Annotated in this window: 18 protein-coding genes, 2 tRNA genes and 1 riboswitch; of the genes, 4 read left to right on the plus strand and 16 right to left on the minus strand. The window is 48.2% G+C overall.

Annotation, left to right across the window (positions count from 1 at the left end):
* Positions 1 to 118 precede the first annotated feature (118 nt).
* Positions 119 to 814: a TerC family protein gene (locus MRBLPE1_RS02745; protein ID WP_364141219.1), complete on the plus strand. Its 696-nt coding sequence runs from the start codon at positions 119 to 121 to the stop codon at positions 812 to 814.
* 47 nt (positions 815 to 861) lie between these two features.
* Here MRBLPE1_RS02745 and thiI read toward each other — a convergent pair whose 3' ends face one another.
* The 13 genes from thiI to MRBLPE1_RS02810 all read right to left on the minus strand — a co-directional run bounded on the left by thiI (position 862) and on the right by MRBLPE1_RS02810 (position 14,854).
* Positions 862 to 2,082: a tRNA uracil 4-sulfurtransferase ThiI gene (gene thiI / locus MRBLPE1_RS02750; RefSeq protein WP_364141221.1), complete on the minus strand. Its 1,221-nt coding sequence runs from the start codon at positions 2,080 to 2,082 to the stop codon at positions 862 to 864.
* A 2-nt stretch (positions 2,083 to 2,084) separates the two neighbouring features.
* A complete protein-coding gene (locus tag MRBLPE1_RS02755) occupies positions 2,085 to 3,233 on the minus strand; it encodes a cysteine desulfurase family protein (protein ID WP_364141224.1) in 1,149 nt (382 codons plus the stop codon).
* Between the two features lie 92 nt (positions 3,234 to 3,325).
* Positions 3,326 to 4,000: a lytic transglycosylase domain-containing protein gene (locus MRBLPE1_RS02760; protein WP_364141227.1), complete on the minus strand. Its 675-nt coding sequence runs from the start codon at positions 3,998 to 4,000 to the stop codon at positions 3,326 to 3,328.
* A 79-nt stretch (positions 4,001 to 4,079) separates the two neighbouring features.
* Positions 4,080 to 4,820: an HAD family hydrolase gene (locus tag MRBLPE1_RS02765; RefSeq protein WP_364141230.1), complete on the minus strand. Its 741-nt coding sequence runs from the start codon at positions 4,818 to 4,820 to the stop codon at positions 4,080 to 4,082.
* A gap of 178 nt (positions 4,821 to 4,998) precedes the next feature.
* Complete coding sequence (locus tag MRBLPE1_RS02770) at positions 4,999 to 5,601, minus strand: nitroreductase family protein (protein WP_364141233.1); 603 nt, start codon at positions 5,599 to 5,601, stop codon at positions 4,999 to 5,001.
* Positions 5,602 to 5,746: 145 nt separating this feature from the next.
* Positions 5,747 to 5,998: a hypothetical protein gene (locus MRBLPE1_RS02775; protein ID WP_364141235.1), complete on the minus strand. Its 252-nt coding sequence runs from the start codon at positions 5,996 to 5,998 to the stop codon at positions 5,747 to 5,749.
* A gap of 3 nt (positions 5,999 to 6,001) precedes the next feature.
* The gene (locus MRBLPE1_RS02780) at positions 6,002 to 6,748 is read right to left on the minus strand and encodes a TIGR02206 family membrane protein (RefSeq protein WP_364141238.1); all 747 of its coding nucleotides are present in this window, start codon (positions 6,746 to 6,748) and stop codon (positions 6,002 to 6,004) included.
* Between the two features lie 84 nt (positions 6,749 to 6,832).
* Positions 6,833 to 7,531, minus strand: coding sequence for a response regulator transcription factor (locus MRBLPE1_RS02785; protein WP_364141241.1), 699 nt, complete (start codon positions 7,529 to 7,531; stop codon positions 6,833 to 6,835).
* Positions 7,524 to 8,927: a sensor histidine kinase gene (locus tag MRBLPE1_RS02790; protein ID WP_364141244.1), complete on the minus strand. Its 1,404-nt coding sequence runs from the start codon at positions 8,925 to 8,927 to the stop codon at positions 7,524 to 7,526. Before MRBLPE1_RS02790 ends, MRBLPE1_RS02785 begins: the two co-directional genes overlap by 8 nt.
* Before the next feature lie 167 nt (positions 8,928 to 9,094).
* Positions 9,095 to 10,138: a hypothetical protein gene (locus MRBLPE1_RS02795; protein WP_364141247.1), complete on the minus strand. Its 1,044-nt coding sequence runs from the start codon at positions 10,136 to 10,138 to the stop codon at positions 9,095 to 9,097.
* 2 nt (positions 10,139 to 10,140) lie between these two features.
* Complete coding sequence (locus MRBLPE1_RS02800) at positions 10,141 to 11,916, minus strand: HSP90 family protein (RefSeq protein ID WP_364141250.1); 1,776 nt, start codon at positions 11,914 to 11,916, stop codon at positions 10,141 to 10,143.
* A gap of 154 nt (positions 11,917 to 12,070) precedes the next feature.
* The gene (locus tag MRBLPE1_RS02805; protein ID WP_364141252.1) at positions 12,071 to 13,837 is read right to left on the minus strand and encodes a methyl-accepting chemotaxis protein; all 1,767 of its coding nucleotides are present in this window, start codon (positions 13,835 to 13,837) and stop codon (positions 12,071 to 12,073) included.
* Between the two features lie 87 nt (positions 13,838 to 13,924).
* Positions 13,925 to 14,009: riboswitch (cyclic di-GMP riboswitch) on the minus strand.
* A gap of 74 nt (positions 14,010 to 14,083) precedes the next feature.
* Positions 14,084 to 14,854, minus strand: a complete 771-nt coding sequence (locus MRBLPE1_RS02810) for a DUF1836 domain-containing protein (protein WP_364141255.1) — start codon at positions 14,852 to 14,854, stop codon at positions 14,084 to 14,086.
* Positions 14,855 to 15,109: 255 nt separating this feature from the next.
* Here MRBLPE1_RS02810 and MRBLPE1_RS02815 point away from each other — a divergent pair, with 255 nt between their 5' ends.
* Positions 15,110 to 16,429, plus strand: coding sequence for a hemolysin family protein (locus MRBLPE1_RS02815; RefSeq protein ID WP_364141258.1), 1,320 nt, complete (start codon positions 15,110 to 15,112; stop codon positions 16,427 to 16,429).
* 77 nt (positions 16,430 to 16,506) lie between these two features.
* Here the strand turns inward: MRBLPE1_RS02815 and MRBLPE1_RS02820 are convergent, their stop codons facing one another.
* The gene (locus MRBLPE1_RS02820) at positions 16,507 to 17,628 is read right to left on the minus strand and encodes a glycerate kinase (protein ID WP_364141260.1); all 1,122 of its coding nucleotides are present in this window, start codon (positions 17,626 to 17,628) and stop codon (positions 16,507 to 16,509) included.
* A 93-nt stretch (positions 17,629 to 17,721) separates the two neighbouring features.
* Between MRBLPE1_RS02820 and MRBLPE1_RS02825 the strand changes: the two genes are divergently transcribed.
* Together MRBLPE1_RS02825 and MRBLPE1_RS02830 are read left to right on the plus strand one after the other, a co-directional pair.
* Positions 17,722 to 17,797 (plus strand) — tRNA-Thr (locus tag MRBLPE1_RS02825).
* 9 nt (positions 17,798 to 17,806) lie between these two features.
* A tRNA-Pro gene (locus MRBLPE1_RS02830) sits at positions 17,807 to 17,883 on the plus strand.
* A gap of 65 nt (positions 17,884 to 17,948) precedes the next feature.
* Here MRBLPE1_RS02830 and MRBLPE1_RS02835 read toward each other — a convergent pair.
* Both MRBLPE1_RS02835 and MRBLPE1_RS02840 read right to left on the minus strand, forming a co-directional pair.
* Positions 17,949 to 19,328, minus strand: coding sequence for a M48 family metallopeptidase (locus MRBLPE1_RS02835; protein ID WP_364141262.1), 1,380 nt, complete (start codon positions 19,326 to 19,328; stop codon positions 17,949 to 17,951).
* Positions 19,329 to 19,776: 448 nt separating this feature from the next.
* Positions 19,777 to 22,539, minus strand: a complete 2,763-nt coding sequence (locus MRBLPE1_RS02840) for a glycoside hydrolase family 2 protein (RefSeq protein WP_364141265.1) — start codon at positions 22,537 to 22,539, stop codon at positions 19,777 to 19,779.
* Positions 22,540 to 22,812: the final 273 nt, after the last annotated feature.

A 22,812-nucleotide genomic window follows, 5' to 3' on the forward strand; every position in this document is an offset into this window, starting at 1 on the left:
CAGAGGTATGAACAAGCCGTAAGGAATATGTCCAAAAAAAATGAATCCATCCGCGCGGCCGCCCGTATTTAATGTAGGTTTCAAGATGTGTTTGTTAACGGAAGGAGAGTATTTGCTTATGGAACTATTCTCTGTCGAATTTTTCTCCGCCCTGTTGACCATCGTGTTCATCGACCTGATTTTGGCCGGGGACAACGCCATTGTTATAGGGCTTGCAGCACGGAATTTGCCAAAGGACCAACAAAAGAAGGCGGTCATTTGGGGAACTGCCGGAGCGGTCGGAATACGGGTCATTGCTACCCTGCTCGTCGTCCAGCTTCTAAATGTTCCATGGCTTAATCTTGTAGGCGGCCTGCTCTTGGTATGGATCGCTTATAAGCTGCTCGTACAAGAAGAACCGCATGACGGCATTAAATCCGGCAATACGCTGTGGCAATCGATTCGGACGATTATTATCGCCGACGCGGCAATGGGCATCGATAACGTGATCGCGGTAGCCGGTGCGGCGCATGGGGATACGCTGCTCGTGGTTCTTGGCCTAATTATCAGCGTACCCGTTGTCGTATGGGGCAGCACAATCTTTATCAAGTTAATCAACCGCTTCGAATGGATCGTATATGTCGGCTCGGCGGTTCTCGCTTACACAGCTGCGAAGATGATAACGCATGAAAAATCATTCAAGGTTTTTTTCGAAAATCAGCTGTACTTCTGGTCTTTCGTCGTTCTAGTGGTCATTGTTACCCTCGCAGCCGGTTTATGGACCAACTCGCGAAGGAAGAAAAGCATGCAAGAAAAAAGCAGCGAATCCCATTAAGGGATTCCTGCTTTTTTTATCTTATTTTACGCGATATCAAGATATCATTAAAACCAGCTGTCCTCGCCAGCGGTTTGCACAGCCGTTTGAAGCTGCGGAGTAAGCAGAAGCTCCTCTGTTCCTTCGACGGCTGCAGCCAGCAGCTGTTTGTAATTCGGAATGAGCGACTCGATCTTCTCGGCGATTCTGAGATTCGGGTTCGTGCTGGGCGATTTCGGCAAAAATAGCGTACAACAATCCTCGTAAGGCAAAATCGAGGTTTCAAACGTGCCTATTCTCTCCGCTAAACGAATGATTTCATGCTTGTCCATCATGATCAAAGGCTTAAGCTGCGGCAGGTCCGTTGCCCGTCCGATTACATTCATGCTCGAGAGCGTTTGGCTTGCTACCTGCCCCAAGCTTTCCCCTGTAACGATGCCGCTTGCTCCATTGCGCTCGGCGAGCTGCTCCGTTATGCGCAGCATCGCTCTTCTCATCAGCGTTATGATGAGATTATCGCTTTTCGCCTGTACCAAGGTCGTTTGAATTTCGGTAAAAGGCACCAGATGGAGCTTGATAGGCTCGCCGCTAAAATAAGAAAGCCGTTTAGCCAGCTCGATAACCTTATCCTTGGCTTGCTCGCTTGTGAACGGGTAGCTGTGAAAATGCACGGCCTCCACTTCGAGCCCTTTGCGCAGAGCCAACCAGCCCGCAACAGGACTGTCGATCCCGCCGGAAAGCAGCAGCAAGGCTTTGCCGTTGGAGGCGAATGGAAAGCCGCCAGCGCCTTCTATCACTTCGTAGAATATATAGGCCGCTTCCTCCTGGATATCCACGCGCAGCTCGATATCCGGATTTTTCACGTTCACTTTGAGATCCGGCATCGCACGAAGCACATGGCCTCCGACAAGATGGTTCATCTCTTGCGAATTATGAGGATATTTTTTCCAAGCACGCTTCGCGCTTACTTTAAAAGTATTAGGCTTTACAGGCAATGAAAGCATTAAGCCAAGCGCCGCTGCCCTTATTTTCTCAAGATCCTGCTCCGTGCTGACAACCGGACTTAACGAAACGATGCCGAACAGATCTTTTAAGCGATCGGCAATCGGCTCGTAAGGGTGGCCGTTCAGCTTAACGAACAAGCGTCCGAACGATTTGAAATAACTAATATTCTCATAAGGAAGCAACGCTTGCTTTACCTGCTCAAGCATTTTCTTTTCAAATTTGTTGCGGTTTCTACCTTTTACCATTAAATCTCCGTAGCGGAGAACGATTTGATCGTAAAGCAAAATTAAGTCAATCTCCTCTCAAGCGGCTTCAACTGCCCGACAACCTGACGCAAGCTTGCTGCCAACGCGGTTATATCCCGCTCCTCATGTTCATCTCCAAGACTAATTCGAACGCCGCCGGCTGCCTGCTCATGGCTTGCACCTATGGCCAGCAGCACACGGCTCGGCTTATCATCCTTTGAGGAGCAAGCCGATCTGGTCGATGCCATTATACCATGCTGCTCCAGCATATGAATGATAACCTCGGGCTTCATCCCCGGATACGAGAAATGGATAATATGCGAAGCGGCAGGCTCTGCCCCATTCAGCTTCAGCTCCGGAATCTCTCCAATAAGCCCGATAAGCATCTGCTTCAGCTGCTTCATTCGGCTCTCGCGCCGCTCCATCGTCTCTATCGACATTCGCAGCGCCTTGGCAGAAGCGACAATGGCAGGCACGTTCTGCGTTCCCGGCCGGAATCCGCTCTCTTGCGATCCGCCAGTAAACATAGGATACAGCGATATACCCTCGCGGACAAACAAAAAACCGACGCCTTTAGGGCCCCTTAGCTTATGCGCGGACCCGCTGAGCAAATCGATGCCCCACTCTTTAATCGGAATGGGCAGCTTGCTTAAGCTTTGAACCGCATCAACATGAAACATCACCTTTGGAAAGCGTTTCAGCAGTCTGCCGATTTCTCCCAGCGGTTGAATGGTTCCGATTTCGTTGTTGACATGCATGATGCTTACCAATATCGTTTCATCCGTCAAAGCCTCTTCCAATTGCCCGATCCGGACATGCCCTGACTTGCTTACAGGCAGATACGTTACCTTAAACCCCTCTTGCTCGAGCTGCGCAAACGATTCATAAACCGACGCATGCTCAATTTGGGTCGTTATCAAATGCTTTCCCCGGCCGGCATACTGGCGTGCAATCCCTTTTATCGCCAGATTATTGGACTCCGTGCCGCCTGATGTAAATAACCATTGGCCATGCGATGCTTGCAGCCGATCCGTAAGCAAGGAACGCGAGCGCTCGATTAATTTATCAGCGTCGGCGCCGGCACGGTGCAGGGAAGATGGATTCGCATATTCGGACTTCATCACTTCCATCATCGTTTGCACGACCTCATCGTATGGCGGGGTTGAGGCGCAGTGGTCAAAATATAGCATAACTAGACTCCCTCCTATGCAAAAAGAAAAAGATCATCGATTGCTCCGCCGTTTGAGGCAGTGAGCTGAATCGTGATCTTATGGCTGCCGTTTCACTTCGCTTGCAACACTTTAGCGACATAGCGCTGGGTTTCTTCCGGCAGCAATTCGAGGTTTTCGATCAGCTGCTCGTTCGTTCTGATGCCCGTACGGTCAACTCTTCCAGGACCGGCATTGTAAGCCGCCAATGCAACCTGTTCGTTCCCGTTGTATTTCTTTAGGAGCATGGACAAATATTTCGTACCGCCCTCAATATTTTGCGCGGGATCAAACGAGTCGGTGACGCCTAGTCCTCTGGCCGTTCCGTCCATAAGCTGCATCAGCCCTTTGGCTCCTGAGCCAGACTGCGCATCCGCTCTAAAACCGGATTCGGTCTTGATCACAGCCTGAATCAATGAAGGGTCTACTCCGTATTTCGCTGATGCCTGTCGGATAAGATCGTCATAGGCGGAAGGTGAACGGTTAGACTCGTCTTCATTTCCGTAGGTAATATTCGTTAGGCTGTGCAAAGAATGAAGCTGGGCAAGCGCATCCGCAGGCAGAACAGGAGCCGCGGAGCCTTCCTCTGAAGCGCTGTCCGACATATATTGTGATAGAAGAGTATCGAATAAGGAAGCAGAGCCATCCCCTGATGCAGCTTGCAGCGGATTCGATGCTGCCTTTACATCCAAGCTCGGCGCGAGCTGAAGCTGCAATAATGTCTTGATAATGCGAGGGTCAATACTCATGATAACCTCCTAGCTGTCTGTTTATGTGTTTGTTCGTCGTATCCGTCAATAAGTATATCGGTTTTTATTGTACATGTTTTTAGGGCAAACAGCCAGTATCCCTTTTTTGGATCAGATGTATGAGGGTCATAATCTCGTTGATCGATCGACATTCCTTATATTTCACGTCACTGTCCTCCGCGCGCGGCAGCTGTTTTCTGCCGTTTAACCAAACGGGATTCCAGCCTGCCTGATATGACGGCACAATATCGTTATGCCAAGCGTCACCGACATAAACCAGCTCCTCCGGAGCAAAGCAGGATCGTAAACGGACATGTTGAAAAACCTCCGGATCAGGCTTTGCGATGCCGATTCCGTCCGAGATATATACCGCCTGCAAGTCTATCCAATTCAACAGTCCCAGCGCCCTGATTTTGATCATTTGATGCTCAACCGGGCCATTCGTAATCAAGCCCATGCGAATGCCGAACGCTTCCAGCTGTCCAAATAACGTTTCTGCTCCGTCTCTCAGCTTGATACGCTTTTGCTCCCGTTCATAGTTTTCCTGAAGCTGTACGGCTGTCTGTTCCGCTAGGTTTATTCCGATATCCAAAAAGGCTGCGGTAGTCCGTTCGATGCGGAGCTCCTCCAGCGACATCAACCCGCTGACATGCTTCTCCCATAAACGGTCGCTATGTTTTCTTAATCGTTTGAATAAATCCTCCGCTTGCAATCTATCCCTAAAAAGCCCGCTGATTCCGGCAGTCCGTACTGCCGTCAGAAAAGGCTGAAGCTGATCATACAGCGTATCGTCCAAGTCAAAAAAAACTGCTTTTACCAATTAACTCCACCCCTTGCCTGCCTTGACCGTTTCAAGTTAAAAAATCATACCCATTATAATGCCTCCCTGAAGGCTTGAACAGTAGATGTATATCTCTATCCTTCTTGCATATTTAAATAAGACCGTTCCCGAAAATTAAGGAACGGTCTTTATAATGAAATCAGGCATTAAAATAAGCTTACTTAAATACCTTTACGCGCTCTTCGATCGGTTGGAACGTTTTCTCGCCCGGCGCGGCTGTCGGTTTGCCGAACGGCATTTGCGCAATCAACTGCCATGAATCAGGCAATGACCATGTTTTCTTTACTTCTTCGTCGATCAACGGGTTATAGTGCTGGAGGGTAGCGCCGAAGCCTTCTTTTTCTAGCGCTGTCCATACTACCAATTGATGCATGCCTGAAGAATGCTGCGACCAAATCGGGAAGTTTTGCGCGTAAGACGGAAAGCTTTCCATTAAACCGTCTACGACATTCTTATCCTCGAAAAACAGCACTGTGCCGTAGCCGCTTTTGAATGAACCCATTTTTTGCTCCGTGGATTCGAATTGGTCTGCCGGAACGATTGCCCGCAGTGTGTTTGTCGCGATATCCCACAGCTTGTCATGGTTTTCGCCAAGCAGAACGACGACCCGCGCGCTCTGGGAATTAAATGAGGATGGTGTATGCAATACCGCCTCATGTACGATTTCTACGATTTTTTCATCGGAAATGACGGACTCTTTGCTGATCCCGTAAATCGAACGTCTTGATTTTACTGCTTCCAAAAATGCTTGCGATGTCATTATTTTTCCTGCCTCCCAAGTGGTCTTCTGAGCGTGGATATCTCTTCCAATTCCACCTCAATCAATTACTTTACGTAAGTAACTTTATAATATTCATACCACAAAGTCAAGACGAACAAATACATTATCCCCATCTCATTCAGAATTATGATTCATGGGCAGCATCCTCCGTTAAACTCAGAGGTTCACCGTCACGCATGCGCCATTTCCCGTTAATCCATGTCACAAAAAACGAAATGGCTCCAAGCGTCAGCAGCACTCCTACTTTATAAAGCGCCTCTTGTCCGTTCAAATCCATAAAGATGGCTTTGATTGCGACAATCAGCAGGACAGCGGAACCGAACCATTTGAACAAAACGCAGTCATGACGAATAACACGCCCAGCAGCGATGTCCAATGCTTATTCAGTATTTCCTTCATTTCTGTTCCTCCGTTTTTTCAAATGTGTTTTCCCGTCAAGTCTGCTGCGCCAATAATCCATTCCTTTCACTGCTGCATACAGGAGGACGAAGCATGCGAAAGAAATCGCTTCAAGCTGCAGCAGATACCAAGGCCAAGGTGCTAATAGATCGAGCAAAGAGGCGGTGCTTGGCTTACGCGCCAGAAACATAAAATTAGTCGTGCCGGTAATGCTGTTCGTAATGGCAGCCGGAATGGCGAGGACATGCAGCCAGAGCATAGCCCTCAGCACGGACCGGAAGGTTGGCCGGTACCGTTCAACAGCCAAGATGAACAAGGAGGAACCGATAATTCCGATATGGGCAAGAAAAAAGTGGAAATACCGGAAATGCGGAAAAGCCTCATCCAGATTCGGCGTTAACAAGGCTTGCAGCGCGCCCATGCTTCCCAGAAAAAAAAGCGCATCATAAAAACGTTCTCTCTTCGCTATCAGCACTAACGCGCTTACGAGCAGCATTAGGCTGCACAGCTGGAACGGCAGGGAGCCAATCCCCCAGCGATGTTCCAAGACATAAGAAAGCTGAAGCGAGATCTCGCAGCATAGGAGCAGGATGGCTAGCCCAAATCGCATGGCTTGATTCAGCTTCGGCTTGCGCATTTGCTTTCTGAACATGACGATAAAAACACATGCTGCAATAAGTACAGCCAATGCCGCATAATGTGCAGCCGAAAACATCTCAAAGGCCATGATAAAGCACTCCCTTTCCGCTTTTATGTACCAGCTTCTTAGCTTCATTTTGTAAAAAATGGCATAAAAAAAATAGTACCAACTTTATATGGTACTATCCTCGTCATTCTTCTTATGAAATAAGCCCATTTCCTTGGCTTTATTTGCTGCTTCGCGCGAACCGCTCAGATTCAGCTTTTTTAGTATATGATTGACATGATTTTTGACTGTGCGTATGGATACGACCAGCTTGTCGGCAATTTGCGGCTGCGTATAGCCTTGATCGATTAAATCCAGCAGCTGCAGCTCAGACGGAGTAATAAGATCCCCAAGCTTCTTGATTTCGAACTCGCGTTCAAGCTGCTTCAGCCTGCGAAACTCTTCCCGCATGCGTTCCGCTACGGCCGCGTTAATGGGCGATTGGCTTCGATAGGCCGATCTTATCGCATCCGGCAAGCTTTCAAAATCCGATTTAATCTGATAATCAATGGCTCCCGCTTGAAAGGAACGGAAGATGAGCTCCTTTTCCTCCATCGAGGTCAGCATAATGACCTTGGCACCAGTTGATACCGAGGCCTCCTCGGCGAGCAGAACGCCCTCTGGGCGGCCATCCAGCATAATATCCATCAACACCACATCCGCCGGCGACGATTGCTGTATTCCCTCATGCAGCGCCTGCCTTGCATCCTCGGCTTTGCTGGCCGTCCAAACGACCTCCATGTCCGGCTCTTTGTTGATATAAGCCACAAGGCCGCGAAGCCAATCATGGTCATCTTCCACGATCCATACCCTTATGCTATCCACTCGCTTCCCTCCCTTTTTCATGATGTATGACTGATTTGCCCGCTTGAACCGCCCGTTTCGGGAAGGTTAAATAAACAGAGGTGCCGGCCCCCGGCTTGCTTCTTAGATTAAGTAATCCTTTATGTTTTCGCATGACATGATAAGCATAGGGCAGCCCCAGGCCAAAATTCGTGTCGCTGCCGTTTTTGGTCGTATAGAAGGGCTCGAGAACCTTGGCCATCTCGCTTTTGCTCATCCCCGGGCCTGAATCTTTTATTTCAATGATAAGCTCCCGTTTCGTTTCGCTCAAAAGAATGGACAACTCACCTTTGCCCTTCATTGCTTCGAGGGCGTTGGCGACGATATTGCCTAAAGCTTCGCTCACCTGCGCGGGATCAATGCGGCAGTTCCAACCTGGGCTCAAAGAGGTAAACAGTTTAATTTGGCCGAGCACAGGCTCGTAGCCCTTTATTGTCTGCCCGATCAGCGCTGCCAAATCCGTGGGCTCGACACGCAGGACCAAATCCTCCGTCCTCCGATGCACGCGCTGCAGCATTTCCTGCATATGGCGCGAGGCATTTAGCACGGTTTCAATGTCGGCAAGCAGCTCCTGTTGATCCGTAGCAAGCGCATATGCCTTCATCTTCTCCGAAAACAGCCGCATTTTCCCCGCGTCATTCTTGATTGCGTGATTGAGAATAGCCGTTCCTGACGTGACGACCCTTAAAGTGGAATCGTATCTCCGACGGTCGATGTTGACGCGCACGCCCATGAATCCGTATGTAAACAAAGCGATGACAAATACCGTAACCCCTAGCCCGACGATCCAGGTATTATAAACCCACATGCGCAGCATCCCGAAGCTTGGCAGCACGTAATTCATAACCATGCAAAACATGACTGGCGGAAGAACCGCGGAGCAGATGATCCAGTGCGTTCGGGAAAACGAGGCGTGAAGCTGGCGCTTTAACAGAACCTGAACTGCCCCGTACATAATATACGGCACCGCCCACCAAACGACGATTTTGAATGAGATGGGATATACGGCGGTATAAAAAGGGGTAAATACGATACATAAAACAATCGGAATAAGCAGCAGGAAAGGCAAAAGCGACTGAAACCGCTTAGACAATCGAACAGGCCGATATGCAATCGCGAATAAAATGAAGGAATACGGCAGGCCATAATAGGAAATGAGCGAGGAGACCGCCTGCAAGCGGTATAGCAGCTGCCTCGCAACCTCATTCATCCCGGCATCCGCCGCTGCTGGCAGCCATTGCAGATCAAGAACGGCCGCAAGCGCACCTGCTCCGCCGCTGAATGCCACGGCGCCTAGCCAATGATTAACGGGCGCTCTCCGATCGGAGAGCCATATAATGGCTGCAATAGCCCACAATGCAATAAGAACGAATAGCATAACGCAGCTCCTTCACTACCGATACTATGTTATATCAATCGATACGGGAGACCATTCGCCAATGAACGTTTGCCCGTGCACCGATAGGCTGCCCCCGATGGCACAGCCCAATCTGTTGTCGATCGTTCAATTGAACCATTTTCAATCGCCATGCGTCAACAAACGGCTCAAAAGCGGCTCAGCTTCTCGACTTGCTTCAGCTTCTGGGCAAGCAGCTCCGAACAATAATTGTTTTGATTCCGTTGATCAAAAGCAAGGGCAAGCTCCTCGGCTTCCAGCTTAAGCCGCTCATAGGAAAGCTCGCTGCCGATTTTAAGTTTGCGGCGCCGCTTCTGCTGCAGCCATACTAGCAGAAAGGCCTGGGCTGAGCTCAGGTATAAAAAACGGTCCCAACCGACCTTGGTTTCCATTGCAAAGCCGATGGTGTTCTCGAACCACTTTGCCGCCTTGTTAATATCCGTTACGGTGTAGTAAGCGAGGAAGCTGCCGTACTCGGTCAAATAACCGGGACCGCTTAACAGGCGCGCTCCTTTCTTCGCCATTTTCACGGCCTCCTCAGCTTGATCGATCTCAAGGAGCGGGAGCAGCAAATGGCTGTACGTATTTTGGGGGATGGTTTTACAGGTCAACCGGCCATCCATGATCGGCTTCATCGTTTGCAGGCCGCGCCGGTATCTACCCGCTGTAAAATGATAATAGCCAAAGCTGTTTTGTTCGCATGCCCTGCAATCCGACATGCCGTCCCGCGCTGTTTTACGCCAGAGCTCGTAATAGGTCTGCGCTGCTTCCAAATCGCCTCTCGAAAGCGAGTAGCGATGATGACACTGATAATAAGGGCGCAGGCTGTGACCGTATTGTAAGCATTTTGCCTTGAAATCATCAAGGATTGACGAGATTTGGGCTGCGCCAAATTGCGGAAACCGCCAAATTTGATTGATGAACCATTTATAGTGCCAAATGATCGAGAAGCTCGAATAAGCGGCAGGTTCTTTTTCGAACTGCGTCAAGCACCATGTAAAGGAGACAAGGAACCTTTCTTGATAACCGGAATCAAGCGCCGCCTCGGAATAAGTCATTCGCGCGAAGTAGGCATCCTCCTTCGTCATATATTGGTCGGCGATTCGAATCGCTTCTTCCAATACCGCCAGCTTTTGTTTGCCCTGCGGCAAGCTCCAGGCCTCGCTCCTTAACTGATTGTACCGCTGCTTCATAATTAACGCTCACCCGCCTGACCGAGTCCGATATCCAACACCTGCATAAACGATTGATTCAACAGCTTCAGTTCCTCTGGACCGAGCGGATAATTGCCGAGCAGCAGGGCTTGCGTATAAACGGTTTCGATGCAAAGCTTCTGCATAGACGCATCGTTACAGGCGATGGCCTTCCGTATCAGCGGATTGTTGAAATTGAAGCAAAGCCTTGCCAAAGGCAGCTCATAAAGCTCATGGATGACAATATCTACGATTTCAGCAAATACATCATTCGCCTCTTCCTTCGTTTGCTCCGCCATCCGAAGAAAGTTCACCTCGTCATTCGTGTTATAAAGCGCCGCTAAATCAGCAGGCTCAAATTGTTTTAGCACACTCCTGCACTGAAATGGAGCAAGCAGACGGTCTGAAAGCTCCAAAAACGCTTCCGCGTTTAACAGCTCTACTGGATTGATTGCTTCAAAGAAATTAGAAAAGTTAATCGGATCCAGCACTAATGCTTCAATATTCTCATCCAGCTCAGGCAGCTTGCGCACCAGCTCAAAGTCATGTACGTAACCGCCGTTAATAACCATGACATCCTGCGCTTTTGCCACTCGCGCCACTTGGCGAAATTCATCAAGCGTAGAGGACACAACGATCTGCCGGCTCTTCTCCAAAATCTCCCCCATCCTCATCTCGCCGAATGACGTTTCGAAGGTAAGGAACCGAATAAACAAACGATAAAGCTCATCATCCTGGGATGCCATTGCTTTAATGGATGAATAATGAATTCGAATTATTTTCTCCAGCAAGTCCGGGTCTGTTTCCGCTAGCATGATCATATGCCTCTTTATGCATTCGCCCAGTTCATCCTTAACGCTGTAAAACAGTTCGTTTTCCATTAACGATTCGCGGGATGCCGTCGGCTTCAGGCCATTGGCGTTCATGACGCAGGTCACGAAAAACGCCCAGTCCGGCAGCATATTTTGAATTTGATCTGACAGCAGCATCCGCTTGACGTAAACCTTATGCTTCTTCTCTGCTTGCAAGCTGACTGCGTAGGGCAAAATATACGCTACGCCCTCCAGCTCGCCCATACCAGACTTAAGAGGAATGGCGTCCAGGAAGTTCTGATACATATGATACTCACCGTAAACCAGCGCTTCTTTCATGCTCATAGCCCACGGCGGCGTTTCTTCATTGACGGTGATTTCGTTTTTCCCTTCGGATAAACGGATGGGAACGGGAAGGAACTGGCCGTAATGCGTCATTAAATCCGACATGCTGTCCCATTCATAGTAATCCTCATAACCGTCCTTGCAGGTTAAAAATACGGTCGTCCCGATCGGTGCGTCTTTTTCGAGCTTGCGTATTTTGTAGGTCCCGTCCGAGCGTCCCCTCCATTCAAGGGTATCGCCCTCCAAAGCAGACCGCGTTATAACTACGATTTCGCCGCTAACCACGAAGCATGACAGCAGTCCGACACCGAATTGGCCAATGAAATCATCAGCCGAGTCGAGCTCCTCGCGTTTCGAGGTGCTGCCGATTTGGGCCAGAAAACGGTGGATTTCCTGCTCCGATAAACCGATTCCGTTATCATGGACGGCGATCGTCCGCGATCCGTAAAGTTCTACGGTCACACCGGCATCAAAACGATGGCCGAGGCGTTTGCGCGCCGTAATCGCGTCCACGCCATTTTGGAGAAGTTCCCTTACGAATACGCCGGGATTTGCATATAAATGCTTCGATAGAAGCTCAATCATTCCTTGTAAGTTAACCTGAAAATTCAATTCGCTCATATTTTCTCCTATGTTCGTTATGTCATTAATATACATATCGGTATTACCCTCCGTTTTATTTCGTCATATTGCAGCCTTATCCTTTTTTTAGGCGAATAATGACAACAAAGGACGACCAGCTCCCGGCTAATCGTCCTTTTTCGGTTTATTTTGTTTATAGCTTAAACACGGAGGCCTTCTCTTTCAAATCCTGCGAAGAGCCTGTCAGCTTCTCTGCCAGCGTGCGCAGCTCATCAGAAATATCATTTTGCTTAACGGACAGCTCGCTCATATGCTCCATTTTGCCATTAACATCGGTTGACGTGTTAAGAAGCTTATCCACTGCTAAAACAATGTGGGTCATACCGCTCGTAATTTCGCTGATGGCCGTGGAAATTTCACTCATTTGATCGGAAAGCACGCTGCTCTGCGACTCCAATGCCCGGAAAGTGCCGCTCGCCGTCTCCGATGCTTGACGGGTCGAGTGAATGACATTCGCGAAGCTTCCGATCGTGCGGCTGCTGGCAGCTACATCATTTTGGATCAAAGACAATTCCTTCGTGATCTGCTTGGAGATGGAATCCGTTTGACTGGACAGCTTCCTGATTTCCTCCGCCACGACCGCAAAGCCGCGTCCATGCTCCCCTGCCCTTGCCGATTCAATGGAGGCGTTCAGTGACAACAGGTTCGTCTGCGTGTTTAAGTCCTGAATGCCATTCAAAAATTTCGATACGTTGTTATAACGGTCATTCATCGTTTCGAAAGCTTCCGACAGCTTCGCAAACTGCTCTACGGTTTCGTTTACCATCGTAACAACGCCGGCCATTTGCTGCAACCCGCTTTGCGAGGATTGCTTCATCTGGCGCATATCATTGTTTATGTATTCGCTTGAAGCGGCAATTTCCTGAGAGCTTGCAGATATTTGCTCGGTTACCGCCGAAATGGATGACGCATCGTCATATTGGGAGAGCAATGCCTCTCTGCCCAGATCCACTTGGCCCTTCACGTCTTCGGAGGCTTTACGGTTGCTGCCGATCATCATATCCATATTCCGCGAAACATCCAGCACCGACTCGCTTACTTGGAGCGTTGCTCTAATCGTATCGCGTAAATTATCGCCCATATCGGCTAAGGCTTGATCGATTTCTCCGAATTCATCGGCGCGCACGAGCTTCTCTTGACTTGTAAAATCATTGCTGCCGTATGCCCGGATACGGCGAGTAATGCCCGCAAGACCCGTTTTAATCGATTGCGTAACGCCAAAAATCATGATCGCTGGCAGCACGGCGAGCAATATCACATTGATGAGGACAATGATGTTTGCGCGGGATACATCATCATTTAAATGGTTTGAAGTAATGTCCGCATCATGGGTTAAGCGCTCATGCATGGTGTCGTTCGAGTAGTTTAGAATAACTGTATATACGCTGATTAAACTACTGATACGCAGCGATTTTTCCTCAGCCGTTAATCCGGTGGTATCGGTATTCGTATCCTTTAAATTGTCAAGGGCCAGACGGAGTACGCCGACTTGATTGGCATATAGGGGACCGTCTTCAACAGCCGGAGGGTATTGCTTATCCATCTCGATAAGTTGTTTTTCCAGTTCGTTCATATGGGCGGGCAGATCTTCCAAATCCTTCATGATCGCCGTCGCGTCGCTTTTGCCGTTCTCGATTGCATCAACCATCAGAAGCATGACCTTCAGCAATTTATTAGAGATGCCTTGATAACTGCGTTCCGCGCGGGATAATTCCTCTGAATCTTCAATTGAATTGGCGACCGAAACATTTTGCACATAAATAAATATGCCGGAACCTACATTAAAGAGAGTAATGATTGCCGTAATAAACAATAACCTGGCCGTTATTTTTCTCATGCTCAATTTCTTTGACAGCTTGCCCAGCCTGCCCGCTCTCTCCAACCATACCTTTAAATCCATCCAGCTTTCTCTCTCCTCGGTCTCTCTAAAAAAGCAAAAAAGCTACCCAGCCACAGGAGGCGGATAGCTTACTTAGCTCTATATCCTTCCGGCGGTCTGGCAGCCGTAGCGCTTGCACCTTAGGCCCATAACTTTGCGTCCTTGCCTTTCGGCAAGTTTGCCATTTTCAGATTGTCTATGTTTGTATTTACAACATAAACCAGTATAGGACATACCAGACAATCTGTACATCCCTTTAGAACTATTTTATTCAGGACTTAGAAACAAAGTCGCATTGCAATAACGTCTTGACAGCGAATGAAAATAGGACGTTTGTATCGAAATGACCGAAATAAGCAAAATGTTGCGCACGGCCTCCCATTGATTCTCCGTGAGATTCGGCAGCCTGCTCGCAAACTGGTTCGCGGATAAACGAATGGCCTGCTCAGTCAATAAATCCTGATGCGGGTTCTCCTTCAAATGGCCGGATATATCGAGAAGCTGATCGTTATTCGCATCAAGCTCTTCAAACATACTGGTATAGGAGGCATATAATTCTATAGGTCCGACCAAATCATCCGTTTCGTCTTCCGGCTTCTTGAATACGATCTCGAATAGCTTGCGGATTGATTCAAAATCAAGATTAGACTTTAAATCATCAATAATGAACAATAACGCCGCTTGATTCAGAGAATATTTTTTTCCGGCCTTCGGACAATCGAAGTAGGGTTTAAAATCTCGCTTTACCCAGTTTTGCATGGATGTAATCGACAGATTGGAATATTCGATCAGTTGGCCGAGCGCAGCAATCTCATGAAGCGAGAAGCCTCTCAGCTCATTGCCTTTTATAAGCTTTTCGATAATCGGAGGCAGCAGCGTAGACAGAAATGCAGGCAATCCCGCGCCCTTCTCCAAATCGTATTGATGCGTTTTGGTCCATGCGGCTTGCAGCACCTGCAGCGGCTTCTGATTATGCTTTCCATCCAAGGAGAGCAGCAAGCAGGCCATCTCTTTTCGAGTAAGCGTAAAGGACTCCATTTCCCTTCCTCCTCGCGCTTTCGGCATACAATATTTTATTACAAGTTCATATGAACTCATCATATGCCGGAGAATGACACTTGTAAAGGCTCGAAAATCAATGAGAATAAGCTTTTCCATCTCGTAAAATCGCTCTAAAAGCGCATAAAAGGCTGTTACCGTTAGATACGGCGTTTGTCATTAGCTGTAATCATTCGTTATAGTAGATCATAAGAATACAAAAATATAAATATAAAAGGGTAGTGAGAAACGAAAATGGGTATAGGATTCAATTTATTCATGATTGCTCTTCTTATTTTATTAACTGCTTTTTTCGTCGCAACGGAGTTCGCCATCATTAGACTTCGCTCCAGTCGGATCGATCAGTTAGTGCTTGAGGGCCGGAAGAACGCGCTTGCCGTTCAACGGGTTACGAGTAATCTGGATGCCTACTTGTCAGCCTGCCAATTAGGTATTACCATTACAGCACTAGGGCTTGGCTGGCTGGGAGAACCGACAGTTGAAAAAATGCTTTTACCCTTATTTGAGCGTTTGGCAATAAATGATGACATCAGTCATATTCTATCCTTTTTCATCGCATTTATTTCGGTTACATTCCTGCACGTCGTTGTCGGAGAGCTCGCGCCAAAAACTTGGGCAATCCAAAAAGCGGAGTTTATCAGCTTCTTAACCGCAAAACCGATCATTTTGTTCCACAAAATTTTATACCCTTTCATTTGGCTGCTTAACGGCTCGGCTAACGCACTGGTTCGCCTGTTCGGTTTAAAGCCTGCCACGGAGCATGAAGAAGCGCATTCGGAGGAAGAAATTCAAATTATTCTTAACGAAAGCTACCAAAGCGGAAAGATTAACAATACAGAGTATGGCTACGTGAGCCGCATATTCGCATTCGATGAATTGTTAGCGAAAGAAATTATGGTGCCCCGCACCGATATGATCTGTTTATTCACAAACAAATCGTTAGCCGAAAACATGGAAATCATACGGAAAGAACAATATACGCGTTTCCCGGTTGCTCTTGAAAGCAAAGATAACATCGTAGGCATGATCAATACGAAACAGCTTTTTTTGGAATATGAAACGGACCGTGATTTAGATTTCAAAAAGCTTGTACATCCCGTACTTAGCGTGTCCGAGGTTACGCCGGTCAAAATGCTGCTTAAACGCATGCAGCTCGAACGCGTCCATATCGCGATTCTCGTTGATGAATACGGCGGCACTTCCGGCCTGATTACGATTGAAGACATATTGGAAGAAATCGTCGGTGAGATTCGAGATGAATTCGACGCTGACGAACGCAAGGAAATTGAACAGCTGGCAGACAACTGCTACCTGCTCGACGGCAAGGTATCCCTTAGCGAGCTGAGCGACCTTACCGGCATGAACTTCGAGGAAGAAGACGTCGATACGGTTGGCGGCTGGTTGTACAGTCAAGTCCCTGATCCTAAACCAGGCAAAGAGCACTTTTACGAGAATTATAAGTTCATTATCCGTGAAACAAGCAAAAACCGGATTCGCAAGGTCGAAATGCTCATTCAGCAGCTTGAACAGAGCATGGAAGGCGAAACCGCTTAAATTTAAGCACAAAAAGAAGCAGCGCCGCGATGCCGGAGCTGCTTCTTTTTTTCGACCATAACCTCCCATGACAAACCCTATAGAAGGCTAAAAATATTTGAAATGCGTTCCTCCATCCATTCTTCAGCGTGACTCATTGCATCTTCTACCGTGCAGGGACCCGGCACGATCGGGAAACAAGCCCGCAGCCCAAGCCTCGCGGCGGCAGCACGGTCAGCCCCAATCGACCCGCAAACGGCTATAACCGGAATGCCCTGCTCAGCAGCTGAGGCACACACCGCTTCGATTACTTTTCCTGAGCCGGTTTGTCCGTCGAGCCTGCCTTCTCCCGTCACGATCCAATCCGCATCCTGAATGATCTCATCAAATCGAATCTGATCCATGACCAATCGGGCGCCCGACTCCATTACGGCGTCAAAAAATGCGAAAAGCGCTGCCCCGGTTCCTCCTGCGGCACCGCTGCCAGCCAGATTAACAACCTCCAAACCTGTATGACCTTCAATAACATCCGCAAATTGTTTTAAGGCCCCATCCAGCTGCCGGACTGACTCCGGACTTGCACCCTTCTGCGGTCCATAGATTGCGGAAGCGCCCTGCGCGCCGCATAACGGATTGCGTACATCGCAGGCTATGGCAAATTGGCTGGCTTGGACCCTCTCATCAAAATCCGCTGCATCGATAGAATGCAGCTTCGACAAATGGATTCCGCCTCGCAGGAGCTCTGCTCCGCTTATATCAAGCAGTTTCATTCCAAGCGCCTGAAGGATGCCGGCTCCGCCGTCATTGGTTGCGCTGCCGCCAAGGCACACGATAAATTTACGGTACCCTGTTTGCAGCGCATGTAGAATCATTTCCCCCGTTCCGAATGTAGAGGTGTATAACGGGTTTCTCTCATCCCCTCGCAGCAGGGAAAGGCCAGACACCTCTGCCAGCTCAATAACAGCTGTAATGCCGTCGCCCATTACTCCGTATCTTGCTTCAATCATTCGATTTAGCGGATCATGGGCTGCTATGGCGACAAAGAAACCTCCGCTTGCGCGAACTAGGATTTCCATGGTCCCTTCACCGCCGTCGGCCATTGGAAGCAGAACCGTTTCGGCATTCGGATGAACCGAATGTATGCCTTTCTCCATGGCCTCAGCCATTTGAAATGCGTTACCTGAGCCCTTGAAGGAATCAGGCGCTAAGATGATTTTCATCCCATTCACCCTTTTTTATTTTTTTCAAAAAAACACTTGCATTTATATCAAGTTCTATGCAATAATACATCTTGTGTTTAACGAATCACACGTGCCGTTGTAGCTCAACTGGTAGAGCAACTGACTTGTAATCAGTAGGTTGGGGGTTCAAGTCCTCTCGACGGCACCACTTTTTTTACGGGACGTAGCTCAGCTTGGTAGAGCACCTGGTTTGGGACCAGGGGGTCGCATGTTCAAATCGTGTCGTCCCGACCATCCTAATAAATGAACTCATTTGCATACATAGAAGAAAGAAGCTTGAATACTCAAGCTTCTTTTTTTCATATCTGGTCCCCGACTTCTTCAAGCATCGCCGCAAGCTCTTCGAAACCATACTCGTAAGCATAGTCCGCTGCGGTATATCCCGTATCATCCGATTTCAACGGATCGGCCCCTGCTTGAAGCAGCAGCTTTACACCTTCCTCATCGCCTTTTGTTGCGGCCGTCATGAGCGGTGTCCAGCCCGTACTGTCCTGCAGATCCGGGTTCGCTCCTTCCTCCAGCAGCAAATTGACCATTTCTATGCTTCCGTTATACAACGCAATCGTTAATGCCGTTTCTTCATAGCTTTGCTCCGTTAAATCAAGGCTGGCTCCTGCTTTTATTAACGAGGTACCCATGGCAGCGTCATTCAGCTGAGCCGCCCACATCAAAGCCGTCCATCCTTCTTCGTCCATGGCGTTCGGATTAATCCCGGAGCTCAACAGCGATTCTACGCGCTCCAGATCAGCCTCCGAAGCTGCCGCAAGAAGTTCTTCTTCAGACGGTGTCTCTGCTAGCGAACTCATAAAGCTATCGATCGATTTAGAGAAAATAACGCCGATTGAAATCGAGCCGGCCAAAATGATTACCGCTGCCAGGACGATGATAATCCCGATCCGCGAGGAATGAAAAACAATGCCGGAAGTTTGGCCGGCAAAGGTCTGAAGCGCATGAATGCGCCTCGGCAAAGGCGGATGCGTCGATAGCTTTTCGGCTAACCAAACGAACAATCCTTTCTCATAGCTGCTTTGCAATAAATACTCTTCGCGATCGACCCGCTTGTACAGCGTTTTTCCTATGGCTAAAATCGTAAGTCCGTTCATCGCGGCTTCCGCGTCCTGGGTAAAATACGCCGCCATGCGGTCGCATGTGTATTCGCATGCTCTGGAATAGGCCTCCCCGAGAAAAGGCAGCCACATGGCCGGGATAATAAACAGCTGCTTCGTCAAATGATTGCGTTTGATATGCGCGAGCTCATGCGATATTACGAAAGCAATCTCTTTCTCGCCGCCCGATTGGATCAGCTCAAACAAGTCAGAGTACAGCACGACCATATTCCGGCCAAAAAAACGTGATGCGAAGGCATTCAATATCCCGCTTGATTCCATCACGTATAGATCAGGAACAACCGGAAAGCCCATCTTGGCACATTGCTCTTGCGCGATTGCGAACACTTCCGGAAATTGACGCGGCGTGATTCGCACGCCGTTGATTCGAATGTTTGCCATCATGATCGCCTGGGCAAACAGCGGCAATAAAATAAGTACGGGAATAAGGAACATAAAAATAATCGAAAAGAACAATCCCAAATAAACAATGATGCTGAAAATAAGCGACAGCGTGTAATAGCGGCCTTCTTTCTTATGTACGAGCGAGGATCCATAATCATTTTCGTTCAACAATAGGCATCTCCTTCAAAAATAATACCCACATTATACACGAATTTCCATTCTAATTGTACGGAGAGATAGATGAAATACAAAAAACTTTTCAACCATACGGCCAAAAAGTTTTAGGTCTTATTGCTATATTTGAGTTCTCGATCATCCGGCATTTATTGATCCGATTCATCCCACTTTTTGGAATAAGCCTTTTTCGTAATCCACAACGTCAGCCATGTGAGCAATACAACGATAATACCTGAAAATATCCAAACGCCAACAGGAACATTCATTTTTATGTACCCCCTTATCTTCTCCTTTTAGTTTACACGATCCGATTCGATGATTTTCACAGAAACCGTTAACAAAATCGTAACTTTTTATTTTACTGCTGCACCAAGACAACTCATTAAAAAAGAGACAGCTTAACGCAGCTGTCTCTTTCTCTCTCTAGGATAACGTATCCTTACCCTTTGCAATGAACGATGATATCGATCGGGTAACGGCCCGCATTTCGTCCATAAAGCGCCAAGCCGCCATGCTCGGCAGCAAGTTGAAGCTTGAAGCTTCGGCTTGCGTTCAGCTTCGACGTCAGCGTGCTTGGCAGTAGAACCTTGCAAAGGTAGCCGTAGGAGCCCGCTTCCTCCAGCTTGTTGCTTACCGCTTGATAATGCCATGACAACACGCCTCGGCTATCGGCAGGATTGTCGCTGAGAATGATCGTCTCAACCGGCTCACCGTCTATGAGAACATTCAATTTTCCTTCATGGCGCTTTGAATCCGTCATATAGTAGGTATTCAAGTTATACTCCGGTTCATCCAATGCGCCATGCATAAAGGAAATATCCGGTTTTTTCTGAATGCCGCCCTCCAAATTACGCTTCAGCAGACGTTTAGAGCTGGCTTCAAAGATAAGCTCGATGTCATAGATTGCTGCTTGCTCAGCGGCAGTCGGGAGCTGGACATCATAGGTGAAATGACCCGTCTCTCCGCCATTCGCTTTTTGCTCCTGCAGCGCATTCCAGCTGTATGCCCATTCGCTTTCAGAGAAGCTTGCAACCGGTACGCTAACGATCTGGCCGTCAGCTTCATATTTGCCGCCAGTTTGACCGCTGCGCACGTCAAACGTGATGAAGTTTCGAGTGAGCGTAACGCCTTGAGGCGTCAAAAGGCGCACCGCAAGCACCGCTACTGCATCCTGGTTAGGCATCTTCAAGTGAAGTGTCGATAAGGTATCTACGCCAAAGCCGTTCCATTCGACGGTTTGATTAGCGGAATCGGTTACAACCCGCGTGCCGATTTGATCATACCAAAGCTCCCATGCAAGCTGAAGTGATTGACCGTGGTAACGATCATCAAAGCTTGAACGAAGAAGATCAATCGTCACATTAGCGCCCGCATTCAGCGTCTGGCACGGTGGAGCGTCTATAACGATAAAATCAGGCGAATGTAAATCTGCCACTGTCATGCCGGGTACAAACCATTCATAGCCAAAATGCTTATCCGTGCCGTCCAGACGGTAATATCCGTTATATTCGTTCACGACATCGCGGAATTCGGTAAATACGAAACCGCACATTTTATCATGACGGCGGAATTCGTTCATCATATAGCGGTAATGCCACGCCAAGTCGCTTTCCCCTGCCCCGCCTTCAATCCCCCATACGTTGCCGCATTCGCTGTTCATTAACGGTGCATCCGATTGCTCGTTGCCGCCGATATAGTTGAAGGTTGAGCCGGGATGCGTCTTTTCCACTACTTCGGTTACATGGCTGCGGAGCTCATTATAGCCGTTGATGTAGAAATGCCAGGTGTTGAGATCGGATTCAACATGATCATAATTGCAAGGCGAATTATCTTCCACTATGCGTGTCGGGTCAACCTCTTTTGCCCAATGATACATGGAACGAACCCATTCCTGCGTCTGCGGCAAGTAATTATTGGGATACGTAACGTCAGTCGTGAGCGAAGACGCCGCGCTTTCCGTCTTGAGGCCCCAGGTCTCATTGAACATGACCCACGAGAAAATCGACGGGTGATTATAATCCCGGTCAATAACTTCCCGCGCTTCGTTTTCATAGAATTGTCTTGCTTGTTCATCCGGATCTCCCCAGAAACAAGGCATGTCTTCCATAACCAAAATACCCAGCTTATCGGCCCAGTAAAGCTTGCGGGGCTCTTCTGGCTTAATGTGGATGCGCACAAAGTTCAAGCCGAGGCGCTTCATCAGGAAAATTTCATCCTGCATCTCTTGATCGGACGGATAGGTGAAAAATCCGGTCGGGTGGAAGGATTGGTCAAGCGTTCCGTTCAAGTAAACAGGTTTGCCATTCAGTGTAATCCAGCGGTAGCTGCGATCACCAACGACAGCAGTCGAAATCTCGCGGACGCCAAAATAAGTACGTATCGAATCATGCTGCCCATTGCTGGATAAAAGAACTTCGCCTTCATACAAATACGGTGATTCCGGACTCCAAAGCTTAGGCTCGGCAATAACGAAAGCGGCTTGAATGACATTGCTTCCTTCTGTCAGCTCCGCTTCCGCTTTATGCGTAACGGCTCCTTCTGCGAAAATAAAGGAAAGCTCTGCCTTTCCTGCTTTCTGCGCGATAACCGTCGTTGTGACCTGGATCACGCCGTCGATGCTTGTGGTGAACTTCGAATCGCGCACATAGTTTTGCGGACGGGCTTCCAGCCACACAGGCTGCCAAATCCCGCGGATTTCCCCATAACCCTGCTTTCCGCGGGCTTGATAATTATGGTCAAAATCTTCAACTCGTACCGTAATCGAATTTCTGCCGGCCAACGACCAGACATCGGTTACATCAAATTCAAAAGTACCGTAACCACCCGAATGATTGCCAATGGACACGCCATTCACCCAAATGTCTGATTTGTAGTCAACCGCGCCGAAACGAAGAAATACTCTGGAATCCGAAGTGCCAGGCGTCCATTCCACCTCTTTGTTGTACCAGGCAATCCCTTTGTCATTGCTGCCAATCCCGGACAACGGGCTTGACCATGAGAAAGGAACCGTAATCTCGGATGTAAGCGGCTGTCCTTTGGAGGTATGCCAATCGGCAGCCAGCCCTTGATCTTCATGATCAAACGCAAAGGACCAAGCTCCGTTTAAATTCAACCAATCCGCGCGCTGCCAATCGGGGCGTGGATATTCGGAACGGGGAATGCTAGCTTGTGAAGCCTGTACTGTATTGGTAACCATTTTCATCACGCAACCTCTCATTGTCGTTTCGTGTTTCACTTTTTTAAATTAATTTAAAAGTTAATAATAAACTATAAAAACAACTATTTCGTAACAAGAATACGCCTCCATTAACTATTTTGTCAACCTTTTCTTCAAAAATTAATGTTTTACCGTATATCAGATTAACTAGAAAGTTAATCTGAAGATTACTTCCAAAGTATTCTATCGAAACAATATAAAGAAGGCTTTATTTCTGCAATGGCTGAATTTTGGATTGTATTCGGGTTCTTGTATAAT

Source organism: Paenibacillus sp. LPE1-1-1.1 (assembly GCF_040676435.1).
Taxonomy (GTDB): Bacteria; Bacillota; Bacilli; order Paenibacillales; family Paenibacillaceae; genus Pristimantibacillus.